This is a genomic window from Streptomyces sp. (assembly GCF_031181705.1).
Classification (GTDB): Bacteria; Actinomycetota; Actinomycetes; order Streptomycetales; family Streptomycetaceae; genus Streptomyces.
Genome location: NZ_JAPSKN010000007.1, coordinates 23862 through 42008, shown reverse-complemented (window position 1 = coordinate 42008; position 18147 = coordinate 23862). Strand labels below are relative to the sequence as shown.

Annotated in this window: 15 protein-coding genes, 2 tRNA genes and 1 pseudogene; 7 read left to right on the top strand and 11 right to left on the bottom strand. The window is 70.3% G+C overall.

What is annotated here, in order from left to right; all coding sequences use genetic code 11:
* Positions 1–71: 71 nt before the first annotated feature.
* Positions 72–1037: a hypothetical protein gene (locus RIN80_RS03030; protein WP_309093888.1), complete on the top strand. Its 966-nt coding sequence runs from the start codon at positions 72–74 to the stop codon at positions 1035–1037.
* 80 nt (positions 1038–1117) lie between these two features.
* On the opposite strand, the gene clpX is transcribed toward RIN80_RS03030, so the two are convergent.
* The 5 genes from clpX to RIN80_RS03005 all read right to left on the bottom strand — a co-directional run bounded on the left by clpX (position 1118) and on the right by RIN80_RS03005 (position 6046).
* Positions 1118–2404, bottom strand: coding sequence for an ATP-dependent Clp protease ATP-binding subunit ClpX (gene clpX, locus RIN80_RS03025; protein ID WP_086603933.1), 1287 nt, complete (start codon positions 2402–2404; stop codon positions 1118–1120).
* Between the two features lie 181 nt (positions 2405–2585).
* Positions 2586–3293, bottom strand: a complete 708-nt coding sequence (locus RIN80_RS03020) for an ATP-dependent Clp protease proteolytic subunit (RefSeq protein ID WP_309093887.1) — start codon at positions 3291–3293, stop codon at positions 2586–2588.
* Between the two features lie 108 nt (positions 3294–3401).
* A complete protein-coding gene (locus RIN80_RS03015; protein ID WP_030240055.1) occupies positions 3402–4007 on the bottom strand; it encodes an ATP-dependent Clp protease proteolytic subunit in 606 nt (201 codons plus the stop codon).
* 357 nt (positions 4008–4364) lie between these two features.
* Positions 4365–5753, bottom strand: coding sequence for a trigger factor (tig, locus tag RIN80_RS03010; protein ID WP_309093886.1), 1389 nt, complete (start codon positions 5751–5753; stop codon positions 4365–4367).
* A gap of 216 nt (positions 5754–5969) precedes the next feature.
* Positions 5970–6046 (bottom strand) — tRNA-Pro (locus tag RIN80_RS03005).
* A 167-nt stretch (positions 6047–6213) separates the two neighbouring features.
* Here RIN80_RS03005 and RIN80_RS03000 point away from each other — a divergent pair.
* A tRNA-Gly gene (locus RIN80_RS03000) sits at positions 6214–6284 on the top strand.
* Positions 6285–6584: 300 nt separating this feature from the next.
* Here RIN80_RS03000 and RIN80_RS02995 read toward each other — a convergent pair.
* A complete protein-coding gene (locus RIN80_RS02995) occupies positions 6585–6779 on the bottom strand; it encodes a hypothetical protein (protein WP_010041885.1) in 195 nt (64 codons plus the stop codon).
* Between the two features lie 623 nt (positions 6780–7402).
* Between RIN80_RS02995 and RIN80_RS02990 the strand changes: the two genes are divergently transcribed.
* Positions 7403–8587 (top strand): acyltransferase family protein, encoded by a 1185-nt coding sequence (locus RIN80_RS02990; protein WP_309093885.1) that lies wholly within the window; start codon positions 7403–7405, stop codon positions 8585–8587.
* Positions 8588–8599: 12 nt separating this feature from the next.
* On the opposite strand, the gene RIN80_RS02985 is transcribed toward RIN80_RS02990, so the two are convergent.
* Positions 8600–9061 (bottom strand): HD domain-containing protein, encoded by a 462-nt coding sequence (locus RIN80_RS02985; RefSeq protein WP_309093884.1) that lies wholly within the window; start codon positions 9059–9061, stop codon positions 8600–8602.
* A 33-nt stretch (positions 9062–9094) separates the two neighbouring features.
* On the bottom strand, positions 9095–10273 hold the full coding sequence (locus tag RIN80_RS02980; RefSeq protein ID WP_309093883.1) for a PP2C family protein-serine/threonine phosphatase: 1179 nt from the start codon (positions 10271–10273) through the stop codon (positions 9095–9097).
* Between the two features lie 162 nt (positions 10274–10435).
* Here RIN80_RS02980 and RIN80_RS02975 point away from each other — a divergent pair, with 162 nt between their 5' ends.
* Entirely contained in the window at positions 10436–11695 is a 1260-nt protein-coding gene (locus RIN80_RS02975) for a GNAT family N-acetyltransferase (RefSeq protein WP_309093882.1), read from the top strand.
* A gap of 103 nt (positions 11696–11798) precedes the next feature.
* Here RIN80_RS02975 and RIN80_RS02970 read toward each other — a convergent pair whose 3' ends face one another.
* On the bottom strand, positions 11799–12626 hold the full coding sequence (locus RIN80_RS02970; RefSeq protein WP_309093881.1) for a DNA-formamidopyrimidine glycosylase family protein: 828 nt from the start codon (positions 12624–12626) through the stop codon (positions 11799–11801).
* Between the two features lie 283 nt (positions 12627–12909).
* Positions 12910–13395, bottom strand: coding sequence for a ribose-5-phosphate isomerase (locus RIN80_RS02965; RefSeq protein ID WP_309093880.1), 486 nt, complete (start codon positions 13393–13395; stop codon positions 12910–12912).
* Positions 13396–13673: 278 nt separating this feature from the next.
* Between RIN80_RS02965 and RIN80_RS02960 the strand changes: the two genes are divergently transcribed.
* Both RIN80_RS02960 and RIN80_RS02955 read left to right on the top strand, forming a co-directional pair.
* The gene (locus RIN80_RS02960) at positions 13674–15152 is read left to right on the top strand and encodes an amino acid permease (RefSeq protein ID WP_309093879.1); all 1479 of its coding nucleotides are present in this window, start codon (positions 13674–13676) and stop codon (positions 15150–15152) included.
* A gap of 164 nt (positions 15153–15316) precedes the next feature.
* Positions 15317–15549, top strand: a pseudogene (locus tag RIN80_RS02955) (hypothetical protein); the annotation flags it as partial.
* Positions 15550–15630: 81 nt separating this feature from the next.
* On the opposite strand, the gene RIN80_RS02950 reads toward RIN80_RS02955, so the two are convergent.
* Positions 15631–16212: a biotin transporter BioY gene (locus RIN80_RS02950; RefSeq protein ID WP_309093878.1), complete on the bottom strand. Its 582-nt coding sequence runs from the start codon at positions 16210–16212 to the stop codon at positions 15631–15633.
* Positions 16213–16634: 422 nt separating this feature from the next.
* Between RIN80_RS02950 and RIN80_RS02945 the strand changes: the two genes are divergently transcribed.
* Positions 16635–18017 carry an amino acid permease gene (locus RIN80_RS02945; protein ID WP_309093877.1) on the top strand — a complete coding sequence of 461 codons (1383 nt, stop codon included), beginning with the start codon at positions 16635–16637 and terminating at the stop codon, positions 18015–18017.
* Positions 18018–18147 lie beyond the last annotated feature (130 nt).

Here is an 18147-nt window from a genome sequence, read left to right as displayed (position 1 = left end):
GATGCCATGCACACGGCGGGGCTGCGCCAGGATGTCGGAAAGACCTGACCATCTGGAGGGGAACCCAGAAGATGAGCTACAACCAGCCGGGCCCGTACGGCGGGCAGCCCCAGCAGCCCGGACCGTACGGCCAGCCGGGCCCGTACGGCCAGCAGCCGCAGGCGCCCCAGCCCGGCTACGGCTACCCCCAGCAGGCCCCTTCGCCCCAGCCCGGTTACGGCTACCCGCAGCAGCCCCCGCAGGGCGTCCCGCCCCAGCAGGCTCCCTACGGCCAGCAGCCCCCGTACGGCCAGCAGCCGCAGCCGCCCTACGGCCAGGCCCCGTACGGCATGCCGCAGCCCCCGGCGCCGGGCGGCGGCAGGAAGAAGACGGGCATCGTGATCGGCGCGGTCGCCGTCGTCGCCGCGATCGGCGTGGGCGCGTACTTCGTGCTCGGCGGGAGCGGCGGCGCGGGCGCGCTGGAGGACGACGGGCCGCACAAGCTGGCGACACCGGCGAAGGTGCTCACCGACTACAACCGCACCACCAAGGACGGGCAGACCGCCGGCGGCGACTCGACGGCGGAGCTGGAGAAGAGCGGCGTCAAGAACGCCAAGACGGCGGCGGGCCTCTACTCCACGGTCGACCTGAGCGACTACGACCCCGACGATCCGTCGTCCGCCGCGAAGATGGCCACGGCCAAGACCCTTTCGGTGGCCGGTGCCTACGGCGAGATCTCCGACCCGGAGAAGACGCTGGACCTGTTCTTCGCCAACTTCAGGAAGTCGGCCGAGAAGGAGTCCTCCACCGGGTCCGGCAAGCCCGAACTGGTCGGCGAGCCGGAGTCGGCGGACCTCGACGGCGCGGTCATGAAGTGCCAGTCGGTCAAGGGCCAGGACCAGGTGACGAAGAAGGAGAAGACCAACTGGTTCTGCGCGTGGGCCGACTACAGCACCATCGCCCTCATCTCGCCCGGTGACGCGGCGCAGGGCGTCACCAAGGACGTGGCGATCGACCTCACCACGAAGGTCCGCAGCGAGATCCGCGTGAAGGCCTGACCCCAGGAACGACCAAGGCGCCCGGCGATGTCGCCGGGCGCCTTCTGTGTGCCGGGGGCTTCTGTGGCCGGGGGTGAGGCCTAGGCCGTCTTCTGCTCGCCCGGCCCGCGGCCCCGCGCATCGCGCGGGATCAGGGTCGGGTTGACGTTCGACTGGACGACGTCCGCCGTGATGACGACCCGGGCCACGTCCTTGCGGGACGGGACCTCGTACATCACGCCCTGGAGGACTTCCTCCATGATGGCGCGCAGGCCGCGGGCGCCGGTCTGGCGGAGGATGGCCTGGTCGGCGATGGCCTCCAGCGCCTCGCGCTCGAAGTCCAGCTCCACACCGTCGAGTTCGAACAGGCGCTGGTACTGCTTGACGAGCGCGTTGCGCGGCTCGACGAGGATCTGCAGCAGGGCCTCGCGGTCCAGGTTGTGGACCGAGGTGATGACGGGCAGGCGGCCGATGAACTCGGGAATCATGCCGAACTTGACCAGGTCCTCCGGCATGACCTCCTGGAACTGGTCCTTGGACTCCATCTCGCGCTTGGAGCGGATCTGCGCGCCGAAGCCGATGCCCTTGGCGCCGGCCCGGGACTCGATGATCTTCTCCAGACCGGCGAAGGCACCGCCCACGATGAACAGCACGTTCGTCGTGTCGATCTGGATGAACTCCTGGTGCGGGTGTTTGCGGCCGCCCTGCGGCGGGACCGACGCCGTGGTGCCCTCCAGGATCTTCAGCAGGGCCTGCTGGACACCCTCGCCCGAGACGTCGCGCGTGATGGAGGGGTTTTCACTCTTCCTCGCGACCTTGTCGATCTCGTCGATGTAGATGATCCCGGTCTCGGCCTTCTTGACGTCGTAGTCGGCGGCCTGGATCAGCTTCAGGAGGATGTTCTCGACGTCCTCGCCGACGTAGCCGGCCTCCGTCAGGGCCGTGGCGTCGGCGATCGCGAAGGGGACGTTCAGCATGCGCGCCAGGGTCTGCGCGAGGAGGGTCTTGCCGGAGCCCGTGGGGCCGAGCAGGAGGATGTTGGACTTCGCCAACTCGATGGCGTCGTCGCGGCCGCTCCCCCCGCCGTTCTCACCGGCCTGGACGCGCTTGTAGTGGTTGTACACCGCTACGGACAGGGCCTTCTTGGCGGCCTCCTGGCCCACCACGTAGCCCTCGAGGAACTCGTAGATCTCGCGCGGCTTCGGGAGTTCCTCCCAGCGGACCTCGCTGGTCTCCGCCAGCTCTTCCTCGATGATCTCGTTGCAGAGATCGATGCACTCGTCGCAGATGTAGACACCGGGCCCTGCGATGAGCTTCTTGACCTGCTTCTGGCTCTTGCCGCAGAACGAGCACTTGAGCAGATCGCCGCCGTCACCGATGCGTGCCACGGTGTGCTTCCCCTTCGCCTGGGAGACTCCTGGACGTCGACGTCCAGCGGACTCCTGGTGCTGCCTTATGTCCGACGGTACCTTGCCGGGCCCCTCGTCCGGGCCCCCCTTGGCACGGTTCGCTTTGACGTGAACCGTGCCAAACCGTGCCAAGGGGCGGCAGACGATACAGCCTCACGCCTCAACGCAGGCTCGAGTTGTCCATCTTCCGGGTGGTGATGATCTGGTCGATCAGTCCGTAGTTCAGCGCGTCCTCGGCCGTGAGGATCTTGTCGCGCTCGATGTCCTCGCGGATCTTGTCGATCGCCTGGGTGGAGTGCTTGGCCAGCATCTCCTCCAGCTGCGTCCGCATCCGCAGGATCTCGTTGGCGGCGATCTCCAGGTCGGACACCTGGCCGCGGCCGGTCTCGCTGTAGGGCTGGTGGATCAGCACGCGCGCGTTCGGCAGGGCCATGCGCTTGCCCGGCGTACCGGCGGCCAGCAGGACGGCGGCGGCGGAGGCCGCCTGGCCCATGCAGACCGTCTGGATGTCCGGCTTGACGTACTGCATCGTGTCGTAGATCGCCGTGAGCGCCGTGAAGGAGCCGCCGGGGCTGTTGATGTAGACCGAGATGTCCCGGTCGGGGTCCATCGACTCCAGGCACAGCAGCTGCGCCATGACGTCGTTGGCGGAGGCGTCGTCGATCTGGACGCCGAGGAAGATCACGCGCTCCTCGAAGAGCTTCGCGTACGGGTCGTACTCGCGAATGCCCTGGGAGGTGCGCTCGACGAAGCGCGGGATGACGTAGCGGGACTCGGCCTGCGGGCCGGTGTAGCGGCCCTGCGAGGCGCTCACGTCCTGCACGGCCTGAGTGCGGTCGTAGATCCCACTGCCGGGGAATGCGTTCACGGTGTCTCCTGAAAGGGGCTGAGGCGGTCGGCTGGGGCTGCTGGGGCGTCCCGGGGCTCCGGGGCCCGGGCGGGGTCCTACGGGGCTCGTGGAGCCGCGTAGGACCTCTCAGGCCCCGGTGCCGCCGCCGCCCGGCATACCGGCGGCCGTGGGGATCACGTCGTCGATGAGGCCGTACTCCTTGGCCTCGAAGGCGTCGAACCAGCGGTCGCGGTCCGAGTCGCGGGTGATCTGCTCGACCGTCTGGCCGGTGTGCTGAGCGGTGAGCTCGGCCATGCGCTTCTTGGTGTGCAGCAGCCGCTCGGCGTGGATCTTGATGTCCGAGGCGGAGCCCGCCAGACCCGCGGAGGGCTGGTGGATCAGGATCTCGGCGTTCGGCAGAGCGAAGCGCTTGCCGGGGGTGCCCGCGCTGAGCAGGAACTGGCCCATGGAAGCCGCGAGACCCATGGCGATGGTCACCACGTCGTTCTTGATGAACTGCATCGTGTCGTAGATCGCCATGCCGGCCGTGATCGAACCGCCGGGGCTGTTGATGTACAGGTAGATGTCCTTGTCCGGGTCGGCGGCAAGGAGCAGCAGCTGTGCGGTGATCTTGTTGGCGATGTCGTCGTCGACCGGCTGGCCGAGGAAGATGATCCGCTCGTTGAGCAGCCGGTTGTAGACCTGGTCGCCGAGGCCACCACCGATGGAAGGCTCGCCGGCGGCTGAAGGCATCAGATTCGTCACGTATCCACCTGCTCGTCTTACGACGGCGCCGGGCCGTCTCACGTGTTCCCTGCGGGGCGGGAGCCGTATCGGAGACTCCACTGCCCTGGTATTCATGGACCCTAACGCGCGGGTCCCTTCGGGGAATCCCGGAGATGGGGGTGTTCGCCGGGGGCGTAGCGCGGCGGGCTCCGCCGGGGCGGCGTGCGGTCTCGTCGTGGGTGGTGCGGCGATCGCCGGGTTGCGGGCGGGTGGGGGCATGTCGCGCAGTTCCCCGCGCCCCTGAGGTGCGCTCGCCTTTCTGGGGGGCAAGAAGGCCCTGGGGCGTGCCCCAGGGCCTTCTCAGTCGCTCGTCGCTGCCGGGGCTCAGCCCTCGGTCTTCTCCTCGGCGGACTCGGCCGGGGTCTCCTCGGCCGCGGCCTCGGCGGACTCGGTCTCGTCCTCTTCGTCGTCGAGGTCGATGATCTCGCCGTTGGTGTCCTTGACCGTGGCCTTCTCGACCACGACGGCGAGGGCCTTGCCGCGGGCGACCTCGCCGACCAGGAGCGGAACCTGGCCGCCCTCGACGACCGCCTGGGCGAACTGGTCGGGGGACATGCCGGAGGAGGCCGCGCGGCGCATGAGGTGCTCGGTGAGCTCCTCCTGGTTGACGTTCAGCTTCTCCTGCTTGACCAGCTCGTCGAGGACGAACTGGGTCTTGATGCCCTTGACCGCGGCCTCACGCGTCTCGGTCTCGAACTCCTCCTCGGTCTTGCCCTGGATCTCCAGGTACTTCGCGAGGTCGAGGCCCATCTGGCCGAGCTGGTGGTGCTCCAGGTTGTGCTTGCGGGTGTTGATCTCGTCCTCGAGCAGCTTCTCGGGGACGGGCACCTCGACGAGCTCCAGCAGCTTCTCCAGGACGCGCTCCTGGGCCTGCGTGGCCTGGTCGTACTGCTTCATGTTCTCCAGGCGCTTGCGGCTGTCGGCGCGCAGCTCCTCGAGGGTGTCGAACTCGGAGGCGAGCTGCGCGAACTCGTCGTCCAGCTCGGGCAGTTCACGCTTGGCGACCTGGGTGACCCTGACGGTGACCTCGGCCTCCTTGCCGGCGGCGGAGCCGCCCTTGAGCTCGGAGGTGAAGGTGGCCTCGCCACCGGCCTCCAGGCCCTTGACGGCGTCGTCGATGCCGTCCAGCAGCTCGCCGGAGCCGATGGTGTAGGAGACGCCGCTCGCGACGCCGTCCTCCAGGACCTCGCCGTCGACCTTGGCCTCCAGGTCGATCGTCACGACGTCGCCGTCCTCGGCGGCACGCTCGACCGGGGCGGTGGAGGCGAAGCGCTCGCGCAGCTCCTCGACGGCCTTGTCGACGTCCTCGTCGGTGACCTCGACCGCGTCGACCTCGACCTCGATGCCGGAGTAGTCCGGGATCTCGATGGCCGGGCGGATGTCGACCTCGGCGGTGAAGTTCAGCGTCTCGCCGTCCTTCAGCTCCGTGATGTCGACCTCGGGCTGGCCCAGCGGGCTGAGCTCGGCCTCGTTGACCGCGTCGGTGTAGAACTTCGGAAGCGCGTCGTTGACGGCCTCCTCCAGCACGGCACCGCGGCCGAACCGCTGGTCGATGACCCGGGCCGGGACCTTGCCCTTGCGGAAGCCCTTCACCGTGACCTGCTGGTTGATCTTCTTGTACGCCGCGTCGAGGCTGTCCTTGAGCTCCTCGAAGGGCACCTCGACAGTGAGCCGAACCCGAGTCGGGTTCAGGGTCTCCACGGCGCTCTTCACGGTTCGGTCTCCTTGTGGCTGACTTCTTGGTTTCTGCCGGCGCCAGAACGGCCCGGCGGATTTCGCCGCCCGGAGGACTTCAGACGATGAGACACACGGGCGTGCAGCTTGCATAGTAACGGCAGCGACTACACCGCCCAAAAGGCGATCACGCGAGTGATCGGGAGACGATCACCCGGGGGGGCCGGATGAGGATCACCCGAGGTGGCCGATGACTGGTCGGGGTGGCGGGATTTGAACCCACGGCCTTCCGCTCCCAAAGCGGACGCGCTACCAAGCTGCGCCACACCCCGTCTGGTGCGACACGTAGGGTACATGCCGGCAGGCGGTGCGGCCGCCGTATTTCCACGGGGGCCGGGGCCGCGTCGGCGCGGGCCGGAAACGCGGCGTGCGTGGTGCGGTCCGGACCCGCTACCATGCCTTCAGTGCCGGGGTCGCTCCGACCTGCGGCGCGTGCTGTGCGGGCGTAGCTCAATGGTAGAGCCCTAGTCTTCCAAACTAGCTACGCGGGTTCGATTCCCGTCGCCCGCTCTTCTGGCCTCGGGCCCGGTTCCTCGGAACCGGGCCCGAGGTGCTTCTCCGGCCCGGTGCGCGCACGCAGGGCGGCCGCCGGGGGGCGTCATGTACACGCAGGTGGCGGAGGCGGTCGGGAGCCCTCACGCGCCTGGGCGGGCTCGGGCCGCAGGACGCCGGGTGGTCCGGCTTCGGCTGCCTCACGGGGGTGCTGCCCGCCGTCGGGGCCGAGGCGGTCATCGGTGCGGCGGCCGCTCCCCCTCGGGGGGCGGAGTCGTGCGGGCCCGGCCCCGTACGCGCGCGGACCCGTGCCGGCCGTCAGAAGCTGATGGAGTTGATGGTCTCCGCTATCGAGTTCAGGAACCGGTTGATCGACGGGGCCATGCCGGTCGAGGCGAGGAAGAAGCCGAAGAGGATCGCCACGATCGCGGGACCTGCCTTGATGGATCCTCCTCTCAGCAACACCACAAGGATGATCGCCAACAGCAGCACCACAGACAGTGAAATGGCCACAACTGATCACACCCTCGGTCGGTCCGCTCTCCCGGCCCGGGGACGCGACCCCGCGCACCCCGCCAGAACCATCGTGCCACCAACGCGGCCTGGCTATGCGGCGGCTGACGCATCGACCGCCTCCGTGTCGCCCGGAGGCGCACACGCCGCCCGGAGGGCGAGGGCTCAACGGCGGGTACTCGTACGGCATTTCGACGCGCCACCCGTGCGGGGAATTCGAGCGCGTCGTTTCCGTCTCCACACAACGCGTTCGCCATTAATTCGAATTGTCGCCAGGACCTCATCAACGACGCTGCGAGGCAGCCCTGAAGGGCGCCGAAGCGGACATTCCGCCGGAGTCCCCTGCTGGTCTTATGCACCGCTTAGTCCGGACGTATCCCGACAAGCAGGACCCGGTCGGTGCACACGATCCGTCATCGGGTGATGTGTTGGCCATCACTCGGATGGCGATGTCAACCACCCGTAATCCGGGGTACCCGGAGCGAATAGCCAGGATTCACATCCGGCGTTTTACGAATAGCTGCAGGGAACGCTAGGGTGCCTCAGATGTTCCACGCTGCCTCGTCCCCCGTCAGCGCAGCGAGGTCCCGGACCGTCTCCCCGAGCTCCTGGTGGGAGGGTCTGTGACGAACTCGCTGCGACCGAACGGCGACCGCAAGGCGCCACTTCCCCCGGCCCAGCCACCGGCCGACGGAGTGCCGAGCCCGCGCTCGCCGCACAGCCCGCAGAAGAAGCAGAACGGCAAGCAGCGCGACGCGTTCTTCGACAACGCCAAGTACCTCGCGATCGTGCTGGTGGCCATGGGCCACGCCTGGGAACCGCTCAAGGGCGACAGCCGCATACTCGAGGCCGCGTACCAGGTCGTCTACGCGTTCCACATGCCGGCGTTCATCATCATCTCCGGCTACTTCTCCCGCAGTTTCGACATGCGGCCGGACCGGCTGAAGCGCCTGATCACCGGCGTCGCCGTGCCGTACATCGTCTTCGAGACGGCCTACCCGCTCTTCAAGCGCTGGATCGACGACGACCCGGGGCAGGACATCAGCCTCCTCGACCCCTGGTACCTGACCTGGTTCCTGGTCGCGCTGTTCGTCTGGCGGGTCACCACCCCCATCTGGAAGCTGGCCCGCTGGCCGCTGCCGCTCGCGCTCGGCCTCGCGATGCTCGCGACCATCAGCCCCTCGATCGGCGACGACCTCGACCTGCAGCGCGTCCTGCAGTTCCTGCCGTTCTTCGTGCTGGGACTGTCGATGAAGCCCGAGCACTTCCACATGGTGCGCCGCCGTTCGGTGCGCATCGCGTCGGTGCCCGTGTTCGCGGCGGCGCTGGCCGTCAGCTGGTGGGCGGTGCCGCGGATGAACACCGCGTGGTTCTACCACCGCGACTCCGCGCAGGAGCTGGGCGCCCCGTGGTGGACCGGCCCCGTGATGGTGCTCGCGCTGTTCGGCTGCTCCCTGGTGCTGACCGCGTGCTTCTTCGCCTGGGTGCCGCGCCGCCACATGTGGTTCACCGCCCTCGGCGCCGGCACGCTCTACGGTTACCTGCTGCACGGCTTCCTGGTGAAGGCCGGCGACTACCAGGGCTGGTTCGAGGCCTCCTGGCTGCACCACCCGGCCGGTGAGATCGCCGTCACCGTCCTCGCGGCCGCCGTCGTCACCGTGCTGTGCACCAAGCCGGTGCAGCGCGTGTTCCGGTTCGCGATGGAGCCGAGGATGGAGTGGGCCTTCAAGCGGGACGCGGCCGAGCTCGCCCGCGAGCGCCAGAGCGCCGAGCGGCGCGAGCGCGAGCGCGAGAAGGTCGACGCCTGACCCTCACCCGGCTCAGCCGGTCAGACCGAGAAGTGCGCGCATCCGCGCGTACTTCTCGGTCAGTCTTTCGCGAGTCGCCTCGTCGAGGACCGCGAGACGCGCCGGGTCCGCGTTGTGCGCCAGGTCCGCCTCCTTCACCAGCAGCGCGCCGGGCGTGGCGAGGATGCGGGCGGCGTACGTCTCGGGCGGCTCGCCCGTCCGCTTGGTGACCGCCCGCACGATGGCCTTCGTCCGGCTGCTCAACGCGGCCTCCCGCAGCCACCGCTCCGAGAGGGCGTCGTCCTCGACGGCGTCGTGCAGCCAGGCCGCCGCGATCTGCTCCTCGTCGCCGCCGCGCGCCCGGACGCCCTCGGCGACGGCCCGCAGGTGTTCCTCGTAGGGCCGTCCGGCCTTGTCCGTCCGGCCGGCGTGCGCGGCACGGGCGGTGGCCTCGATCCGGGCCAGGGTCAGGGGTGTTCGGGGCGTCTCGGTCACGGCTCCAGTGTGCCCCGGGCGGGCGACGGCGCGTCAGCGGGTGGCGGCGGCCGTGGGACCTTCGCGGCAGATCAGCAGCAGGGCCCGGTCGTCGTTGACGTCCTTGGCGACCGCCTCGATGAGGTGCCAGGCGGCGCCGTGGAAGCCGCCGGCCACATAGCGGTCGGCCTCGCCGGTGAGGCGGTCGATGCCCTCGACGATGTCGCGGTCGGACGTCTCCACCAGGCCGTCCGTGAACAGCATCAGCACGTCGCCGGGGCGCAGCGAGCCCTTCACCGGGTCGAACTGGGCACCGTCGTACACCCCGAGGAGCGGGCCCTCGGCGGCCTTCTCCTCCCAGCGGCCGGTGCCGGCGCTGAGTTGCAGGCCCGGCGGGTGGCCCGCGGAGTAGAGCTCGTAGTCGCCGGAGTCGAGGTCCAGGACCAGGTGGATGGAGGTGGCGAAGCCCTCGTCCCAGTCCTGGCGGAGCAGGTAACCGTTGGCGGCCGGCAGGAAGGCGTGCGGCGGGAGGGAGCCGAGCAGGCCGCCGAACGCGCCGGACAGCAGCAGCGCGCGGGAACCCGCGTCCATGCCCTTGCCGGAGACGTCGGTGAGGACGACTTCGAGCGTGCGGCCGCCGTTGGTGCGGGCCGCCACCACGAAGTCGCCCGAGAAGGACTGGCCGCCCGCCGGGCGCAGGGCCATCTCGCGGTGCCAGCCGTCCGGCAGGCCGGGCAGCTTGCTCTGCACGCGGATGCGTTCCCGCAGGTCGAACAGCATGGTGCCGCCGCGCCGCCAGGGCACACCGACCCGGCTGCGGAACTGCGCCAGCAGCAGTCCGAAGAACCCGCAGGCCGCGACCACCAGCACCACGCCCGGAGTGACCCGCGACGGGCCCTCCGTATAGGGGCCGAGCCGCACCGACTCCACGATCAGCGCCGTGGCGGCGGCCGCGTACAGGCCGAGCAGGCTCGCCGGACGCAGGAGCAGGCCGCCCACGACGACCGGCAGGACCAGCGCGGCCGGGGAGAACCACACCGAGTTGGCGAGTGTCGCCGCCGCGATCACCGGAACCATCAGGAGCAGACCGGCCAGGGCGATCCAGTCCGAGCCGTCACCGCGGAAGTAGTCCACGGCGGCCCGGCGCACGCCGACGCGGGCCCGGTGCCACTGCTTCTTCAACCGGGCCGTGAACGTCTCGGCTGCCGCGCGCCGCTCTCGTCCTGATGCCATTAGTTCGGGACCCTATCCAGCGGACCAGCCCCTTGGCACGGGAGGTCCTACTTGTCCCCCGTCCGAGGGCGCACGTCACAGTGAACTTCACAGCGCGCCGCCCCGCCCTCGGCCGGGAGAAATTCCCTCGCTCGTCCCGCATTGCCCTGGTAGGCATGGCGCATGGCGACTGACATGACCGGCTCTGCGGCCGACCTGCGGGTGCTCCGGCGGGACGAATGGGACAAGTTCTACGACGCCCTGCTCCGGGGCTTCGGCGGGGTGCCGGAGTCCGCCGAGGAACGGGAGTTGTGGAACTCGCTGACCGAGTTCGACCGTTCGCTCGGCGCGTGGGACGGGGACGAGTGCGTGGGCACGGCGGGGGCGTTCTCGTTCCGGCTGACCGTGCCCGGCGGGGCGTCGGTACCGGCCGCGGGCGTCACGATGGTGAGCGTGGCGGCGACGCACCGCCGCCGCGGGGTGCTGACGTCGATGATGCGCCGGCAGCTGGACGACGTACGCGCGTGGGGTGAGCCGCTGGCGGTGCTCACGGCCAGCGAGCCGGCGATCTACGGCCGGTTCGGATACGGCAACGCCACCTACCACTTGAACGCCGAGATCGACACCAGCCGGGTGCGGTTGTCGGTGCCGCCCGGTACGGACGACGTACGGCTGCGGTTCGCGGCTCCGGCCGACGTGCTCGACGCGTGCGAGGCGGTGTACGCCCGGCTGGTGCCGTCGCGGCCCGGGATGCTCGCGCGGCGGCCCGGCTGGGAGCGGCTCGGGGTGCTCGACCCGGAGAGCGAGCGGGGCGGGGCGTCGCCGCTGCAGTGTGTCGTCGCCGAACGGGACGGCGAGACCGTCGGATACGCCCGGTACCGCGTCAAGCCGGAGTGGGAGACCGCCGGGCCCAACGGCGCGGTGGTCGTGGAGGCTCTGGCCGCGCTGGACCCCGCGGCGGACGCGGCGCTGTGGCGCTTCCTGTTCGACATCGACCTGACGTCGAAGGTGGTGGCGCGGGGACGGCCGGTCGACGACGCGTGGCAGTACCTGGTGTCCGACATACGGCGGTGCCTGCCGCGGGTGCGGGACTCGCTGTACGTCCGGCCGGTGGAGGTGGGGGCCGCGCTGGAGGCGCGGACGTATCAGACGCCGGTGGACGTCGTGTTCGAGGTGGAGGACGCGTTCTGCCCCTGGAACGCCGGGCGTTGGCGGCTGAGCGGGGATCAGAAGGGGGCGTCCTGCGAGCGTACGGCGGATGCGGCGGATGTCGTGCTGTCGGTGCGGGAGTTGGGGGCGGCGTACCTCGGGGGCGTGTCGCTGGCCTCGCTGGGGGCGGCGGGGCGGGTGCGGGAGGTTCGGCGGGGGGCGCTGGCCGAGGCTTCGCTGGGGTTCGGGGGCGGCGGCGGTGGGCCGGCGCCCTGGCTGCCGCACGGGTTCTGATGCGGTGGGTTGCGGGCGGCTCGCGCGGGTCGGCCGGTGTTGCGTGAGGCTGCTGGCGACCGGATCGGGGGGGGCTGTCCGGGGATGTCGAGGCCGCAGTGGGTCAGGGGCGCTGGCAGGTAGGGCACCAGAAGAGGTTGCGGGCGGCGAGATCGGCGGTGCGGATCTCGCCGCCACAGATGTGGCAGGGCAGGTTGGCCCTGCGGTAGACGTACACCTCACCGCCGTGGTCGTCCACGCGGGGCGGGCGGCCCATCGCCTCCGGGGTGTGCTCCGGGCGGACCGTGTCGATGCGGTTGTTGCGGACGCCCTCGCGCATGAGGGTGACGAGGTCCGTCCAGATCGCGTGCCACTCGGTGGGGGTGATGTCCCTGCCGGGGCGGTAGGGGTCGATGCGGTGCCGGAACAGGACCTCCGCGCGGTAGACGTTCCCCACGCCGGCGATGACCTTCTGGTCCATCAGCAGAGCGGCGATCGTCGTACGGCTGCGGGCGATGCGGCGGTACGCGGTGTCCGGGTCGGCGTCGTCGCGGAGGGGGTCGGGGCCGAGACGGCCGTGTATCGCCTGCTTCTCCGGGGGTGTGATCAGGGCGCAGGTGGTGGGGCCCCGGAGGTCGACGTAGGCCGTGTCGTTGGCGAGGCGGAGGCGGACGGTGCCGGTGGGTGGGGGCGCGGGGGCCGGGCCCGCGGTGACCTTGCCGAAGAGGCCGAGGTGGATGTGGATCCAGTGGGGTTCGCGCGAGCCGCGGTAGCCGCGGAAGCCCAGGAAGAGGTGTTTGCCGTGGGCGTCCGTGGCGGTGAGTTCCGTGCCGGTGAGGAGGGTCGCGGCGGGGGTGAACTTGCCCTGGGGGCTGGTGACGTGGGGGGTGGTGCCGCGGAAGGCTGTGGCGTAGTCCTGGGCGAGGCGGTGGATGGTGTGGCCCTCCGGCACGGGGTGCTCCCTGTGGTCGTTACGGTTCTGCCCACCCGCCCACCGGCCCGCCCGACACGGTTCGCTCACAGGCCGGGGTCGACAGGCCCCCCGGGGCTCCGCCCCGGGCCCGGGCGGGGACTGCGTCGCCTGCACCCCTCAGGGCCCCGGCCTGCGGCTACGCTCCCCGTGCCCGCGTGGCCCACGGCCGCGGCTACGTCCTCCTGCCCCTCCGCGCACCTGTAGGCCGCAGCGACACTCCGCTTTCGCGAGGCCGCGTTCTGTGGACAGGGCGCGCGGGGGCTTACTGCTGGGGGTGGTGCGGGGGGATCGGGGGGAGGTCCGAGGTCGTTTCGTACGCCGACAGCATGTCGATGCGGCGGATGTGACGTTCGTCACCGGAGAACGGGGTGTTGAGGAACACCTCGACGAACTTGGTCGCCTCGTCCTGGGAGTGCATGCGGGCGCCGACGGCCACCACGTTGGCGTTGTTGTGCTGGCGGCCGAGGGACGCCGTCTCCTCGCTCCAGGCCAGGGCCGCGCGGACGCCCTTGACCTTGTTCGCGGCGATCTGCTCGCCGTTGCCGGAGCCGCCGATGACGATGCCGAGGGAGTCGGGGTCCGCGGCCGTGCGCTCCGCGGCGCGCAGGCAGAACGGCGGGTAGTCGTCCTGGGCGTCGTAGATGTGCGGGCCGCAGTCGACGGGGTCGTGACCCGCGTCCTTCAGCCACTCGACGAGGTGGTTCTTCAGTTCGTAGCCGGCATGGTCCGAGCCGAGGTACACGCGCATGGGACGAGTGTGACACGGGTGTTTCAGGGAAGGCGCGCGGGGTGGCGCTCGGTAAAACGTGAGCAGAATGTGAGCCGCATTACGGAAGCTCAGGGAAACCTCAAGTAACAATCTGGATTCAAAGGTTCTCCTCGACGTTCGCCTCCGTTTCACTGGACCGGCTTGTACACCGCTCGTACGAGCCCCCGTACACCGTCATGCCGCGACACACCCCGTTCGTACGGCGCGTGCGGTTCCGTACGGAAGTACCACTCCCCGGCGCAAAGGAAATCCGTTCCATGACCTCGCAGCCGACGATGAAGACAACCGGAAACGAACCCCAAGGCCCCGGAGATCCCGGGGTGCACGGTTCCGGGCTGCAGGCCGGACTCAAGAACCGGCATCTGTCGATGATCGCCATCGGCGGTGTGATCGGCGCCGGCCTCTTCGTGGGGTCCAGCTCCGGCATCGCCACCGCCGGCCCCGGCATCCTGCTCTCCTACGCCCTCGTCGGCACGCTCGTGGTGCTGGTGATGCGGATGCTGGGCGAGATGTCGGCCGCCAACCCGACCTCGGGTTCGTTCTCCGCCCATGCCGACCGGGCGCTCGGCCCCTGGGCCGGGTTCTCCATCGGCTGGCTGTACTGGTTCTTCTGGGTCGTGGTGCTCGCGGTCGAGGCGACCGCCGGTGCCGTGATCCTGGAGGGCTGGATACCGGCCGTGCCGCAGTGGGCCTGGGCCCTGATCGTGATGGTCGTGCTGACCGCCACCAACCTCGTCTCCGTGGGCTCCTACGGCGAGTTCGAGTTCTGGTTCGCGGGCATCAAGGTCGTCGCCATCGCCGCGTTCATCCTCATCGGCGGCCTGGCCGTGTTCGGTCTGCTGCCGGGTGTCGACAGCGAGCAGGCCGGGCTGAGCAACCTCACCGAACACGGCGGCTTCCTGCCCAACGGGGCCGGGGCCATCCTCACCGGTGTGCTGCTCGTCGTCTTCTCCTTCATGGGCAGTGAGATCGCGACCCTCGCGGCCGGCGAGTCGGAGAACCCGCAGCAGGCCGTCACCAAGGCGACCAACAGCATCATCTGGCGTGTGGCCGTCTTCTACCTCGGCTCGATCTTCGTCGTCGTCGCCCTCCTGCCGTGGGACAGCAAGTCCATCACCGAGGACGGCTCCTACGTGGCGGCGCTCGACTCGCTCGGCATTCCGCACGCCGGTCAGATCATGAACTTCATCGTGCTGACCTCGGTGCTGTCCTGCCTCAACTCGGGCCTCTACACCGCGTCCCGCATGGCGTTCTCGCTCGGCCAGCGTGGGGACGCGCCGAAGTCCTTCGCCCGCACCACCTCCAACGGCGTGCCGCGCACGGCGATCCTCGCGTCCGTCGCGTTCGGCTTCGTCGCCGTGTTCTTCAACTACAAGTTCCCGGACTCCGTCTTCCTGTTCCTGGTGAACTCCAGTGGTGCGGTCGCCCTCTTCGTGTGGCTGGTGATCTGCTTCTCGCAGCTGCGCATGCGGAAGATCATCCAGGCCGAGGCGCCGGAGAAGCTCGTCGTGAAGATGTGGCTGTACCCGTACCTGACCTGGGCGACGGCCGCGCTGATCGTGTTCATCCTCGGCTACATGCTGACGGACACCGAGCACGACGGGCGCACCACCATCTCGCTGTCGCTGCTCGTCGCGGCGGTGGTGCTCGTCATCGCCTTCGTGAAGGAGAAGGTGCGCGGCGGGCGACGGGCCGCCGGTGAGGCCGAGGCCCGGGACAAGATCTCCGCCGGCTGAGCCCTGAGGCGCTCGCCGTCCCCGTGAACGGCCGGGCCTGCGGCGCGTGTTGCTTCGGCGCACGCGCCGCAGGCCCTTTCGCTGCCCTATTTCGCTGCCGTGGAGCACCGCGAAGCTCGGAAGAACAAGGCGTTGGTCGTCGGTTTCGACGGGCTTGTCGTCAATCGGCGAGTGGGTCCAGGTCGTACGCCGTCGACGCGACGTACGGCCTGGGGGAGACCGGGTACATCTGCCTGCCCGTGCGGGCGGGCGACGGGACCAGGACGTTCCGGCAGCAGGGCCCGGTGCCGTTCGGCACGACCAACCCCCGTCGCCGGACGCGCCGGCCGCTCCCCTGCTGGGCGTGGCCGGTCCGTGGTGGTCGCAGCGGCGGCGGCCGGTGGTACGGGAGGGCTGATCCGGGCTGCTCGTGGGGCGGACACGGCAAGAGGCCCGCCGGGACGGTGTTCCCGGCGGGCCTCTGCCGACTTCCGCGAGGTCAGCGCTTGTTCGCGAACTTCCACGCCGTCGGCAGCGCGCCCATGGCCAGCGCCGCCTTCAGCGCGTCGCCGATGAGGAACGGCGTGAGGCCGGCCGCGATCGCGGCGGTGGCCGACATGCCGGTGGCGAGGGCCAGGTAGGGCACGCCGACGGCGTAGATGATCGCCTCGCCGACGAGCATCGCGCCGGCCATGCGCCACACCGAGCGGTCGGCGCCGCGGCGGGCCAGGGCGCCCACGACGGTCGCGGCGAGGATCATGCCGAGGATGTAGCCGAAGGACGGGGCGACGCCGGAGGAGGCGCCCGCGAACCACGGCACGCCGGCGAGGCCCGCCACCGCGTACAGCGCCAGGGCCAGGAAGCCGCGGCCGGCGCCGAGGGACGTGCCGACGAGCAGGGCGGCGAAGGTCTGGCCGGTCACCGGCACCGGGGAGCCCGGCACGGGCACGGAGAGCTGGGCCGCGAGGCCGGTGAGCGCGGCGCCGCCGAGCACGAGGGCCGCGTCCCGGACACGGGAGGCAGGCAGCAGGTCGGCGAGGACCTGTCCGGTGCGGGCGGATGTGGCGGCAGCGGTGCTCATGGGGACTCCGCGAGGGTGAGGGCCGGTGGGACATCGTGACGCTATCCCAGCGCCCTCGGCCCGATCACCGTCAGCGGTCGACAAAGGCGCGAACCGGCAGTTGGTCGGCTCCATACAAAGAGCGCCGGTCGCACCGAGTACGGCGTGACGCCGGTCACGGTGCTCGGGTGCCGTACGACACGGGAGGGGCACAGGAGCCGTCTGTAGGTTTCCCCCAAAGGCGCCGAGCCACCGTGCCGCGCCGGAGACGGTCACCGCATCGAGGGCGGCCCCTCGCACCACACGCCCCGGTCGCCGTGCAGACACGCTGAGCGACACGGGCGTCCACATCGTGGGATGCCTCTCCCTAGGGGCGGGGAGGCGTCCGAGACTGGCGGCGTTTTGCCCTCGCACGCCCCTCACGCATTGGACGAGTCGCGCCCATGCCCAGCAGCACCACCCAGGAGACGCCGACCGGCACGGACGGCGTCTCCCTCTCCCACGGCCTGAAGCAGCGCCATCTGTCGATGATCGCCCTCGGCGGGGTGATCGGCGCCGGCCTGTTCGTCGGCTCCGGCGCCGGCATCGCCGCGGCCGGTCCCTCGATCGTGGTCGCCTACGCCCTCTCCGGTCTCCTCGTGATGCTGGTGATGCGGATGCTGGGCGAGATGTCGGCCGCGTATCCGTCGTCGGGTTCCTTCTCGGCGCACGCCGAGCGGGCGATCGGCCCCTGGGCCGGGTTCACCGCGGGCTGGTCCTTCTGGGTGCTGCTGTGCACGGCGGTCGGCCTGGAGGGCATCGGCGCCGCGAAGATCGTCAGCGGCTGGCTGCCGGGCACGCCGGAGTGGGCGTGGGTAGCGCTGTTCATGGTCGTCTTCTGCGGCACCAACCTCGCGGCGGTGAAGAACTTCGGCGAGTTCGAGTTCTGGTTCGCGGCGCTGAAGGTCGCCGCGATCACCCTGTTCCTGGTGCTCGGCGTCCTGGCGATCCTGGGCGTCCTGCCCGGCACGGACTCGCCCGGCACGGGCAACCTCACCGACTTCCTGCCCAACGGCGGCGAGGGCCTGGTGATCGGCCTGCTCGCCTCGGTCTTCGCCTACGGCGGCCTGGAGACGGTCACCATCGCCGCGGCCGAGTCGGAGAACCCCGTCCAGGGCGTGGCGAGCGCGGTCCGCACGGCGATGTGGCGCATCGCGCTGTTCTACGTCGGCTCGATGGCGGTCATCGTCACGCTCGTGCCGTGGGACTCCGAGGAGGTCGTCGAGAAGGGCCCGTACGTCGCCGCCCTCGACGAGCTGGGCATCCCGGGCGCCGGCCAGCTGATGAACGTGGTCGTGCTGGTGGCGCTGCTGTCCGCGATGAACGCCAACATCTACGGGGCCTCCCGCATCGCCTACTCGCTGGTGGAGCGCGGGCAGGGCCCGAAGGGGCTGGGCCGGGTCTCGGGCGGGGTGCCGCGGACCGCCGTCCTGGCGTCCTGCGTGTTCGGGTTCCTGTGCGTGCTGCTGAGCTACTGGCGGCCGAACGACGTCTTCGCCTGGCTGCTGAACATGATCGGCGCGGTGATCCTCGTCGTGTGGATCTTCATCGCCGTCTCGCAGCTGCGGCTGCGCCGCCGGATGGAGCGCGAGGCGCCCGGGAAGCTGGTGGTGCGCATGTGGGCGTTCCCGTGGCTGACGTGGCTCGCCCTGGCCGGCATGGCCGCCGTGTTCGTCCTGATGGCCAGGGAGCCGGACACGCGGGTGCAGCTGTACTCCACGGGCGGGATGACCCTGGCCCTCGCGGCCGTCGGCTACGCCTGGCAGAAGGCGCGCGCCCGGCGGTAGCCGCCTCGAACGACAGGCCCCCGCGGAACACGCGGGGGCCTTTTTCTGTGCCCTGCCACCCCTCCCGGCACTCTTGCTGCTAGCGTGCAGTTGCAAGCTAGTTGCAATAAGAGGTTCGGAGGGGAACCCG

Coding starts and splice junctions, on each gene's coding strand:
- RIN80_RS02975 (WP_309093882.1), top strand. CDS start 10,436: ATGGCGACTGACATGACCGGCTCTGCGGCCGACCTGCGGGTGCTCCGG.
- RIN80_RS02950 (WP_309093878.1), bottom strand. CDS start 16,212: ATGAGCACCGCTGCCGCCACATCCGCCCGCACCGGACAGGTCCTCGCC.
- RIN80_RS02965 (WP_309093880.1), bottom strand. CDS start 13,395: ATGCGCGTGTACCTCGGCTCGGACCATGCCGGCTACGAACTGAAGAAC.
- RIN80_RS02960 (WP_309093879.1), top strand. CDS start 13,674: ATGACCTCGCAGCCGACGATGAAGACAACCGGAAACGAACCCCAAGGC.
- RIN80_RS03030 (WP_309093888.1), top strand. CDS start 72: ATGAGCTACAACCAGCCGGGCCCGTACGGCGGGCAGCCCCAGCAGCCC.
- RIN80_RS03015 (WP_030240055.1), bottom strand. CDS start 4,007: ATGCCTTCAGCCGCCGGCGAGCCTTCCATCGGTGGTGGCCTCGGCGAC.
- RIN80_RS02945 (WP_309093877.1), top strand. CDS start 16,635: ATGCCCAGCAGCACCACCCAGGAGACGCCGACCGGCACGGACGGCGTC.
- RIN80_RS02980 (WP_309093883.1), bottom strand. CDS start 10,273: ATGGCATCAGGACGAGAGCGGCGCGCGGCAGCCGAGACGTTCACGGCC.